1 protein-coding gene and 1 pseudogene are annotated in these 823 nt (G+C 39.6%); both read left to right on the top strand.

Translation table 11 applies throughout. The features are described from left to right. Positions 1 to 396: pseudogene (locus ACFINH_RS10075) on the top strand (filamentous hemagglutinin); the annotation flags it as partial. Between the two features lie 20 nt (positions 397 to 416). Further along, positions 417 to 823: hypothetical protein (locus ACFINH_RS10070; protein WP_375633031.1), on the top strand; the 407-nt coding region annotated here is incomplete at its 3' end.

Below are 823 nucleotides of genomic sequence, written 5' to 3'. Positions count from 1 at the left end.
GGATTAGAACTTTATGGACATAGTCGCGGGACAATGACATTGGGGAATATGCTGAATTCTTTCAAACAAGAAGGTGTTCACGGTATAGCCAACGAAAACACGACTATCAATCTCTATGGACCAGCCTTTAATGTTTTAGTTGCATCCGGTCTGTTAGGGTATGTGAGTGATAGCAAACAAACCATTGTTGGTTTTGATGGGAATAGATATGACTTTGTCAGCAGAATTATTGGCGGCAATGGCTATACCTACGAGACAATACCTGCTGGCAGTAACTGGTGGAAAGAATGGTGGAGAGTGATCATGAATCCCATAAGCTCCCATACTTGCCTTGGAGATGCGGGTCAAAAATGCCAAAAAAGGTATGGCTCATCTCATTTAAAACAAAAACCTTGAATTAAATCATGGAGGAAAAAATGAAACAAACTCTAAAATTATTAAGTGCTGTAACTTTGTTAGGTATTGCAGGATGTCAGTTTAATAAAACTCCTGGGGGGTATTTGAGCGCATGGGAGAAAAATGGTGTTACTGATTTTACTGAGATAGGAAAAGCATTGTTAGAATGTGGTATGCCAACCCCTTATGATAAGGATCCAGAAAATAGAAAGTTAAGTTTAAATAAAAAGGCTTTCATTGATTCTTGTATGGTTCAATCAGGATTCCGCTATAAAGATACAGAGGCAGGAACGTGGTGTGAGAATTTTCAAGGAAAGAATCTTCCGGCTTGTCGTCCAGGTGCTGTCATACCACAGCGCAGTGTCAAGAAGCGCTTGAACAGCCCGTTTTGTAAAAAATATAAAAATAGTCGCAAATGCCAGCCTTA

Origin of the sequence: Bartonella sp. AA74HLJMH (assembly GCF_042197045.1) — a bacterium.
In the GTDB taxonomy this organism is placed as follows: domain Bacteria; phylum Pseudomonadota; class Alphaproteobacteria; order Rhizobiales; family Rhizobiaceae; genus Bartonella.
This window is presented reverse-complemented; position numbering and strand designations above follow the sequence as displayed.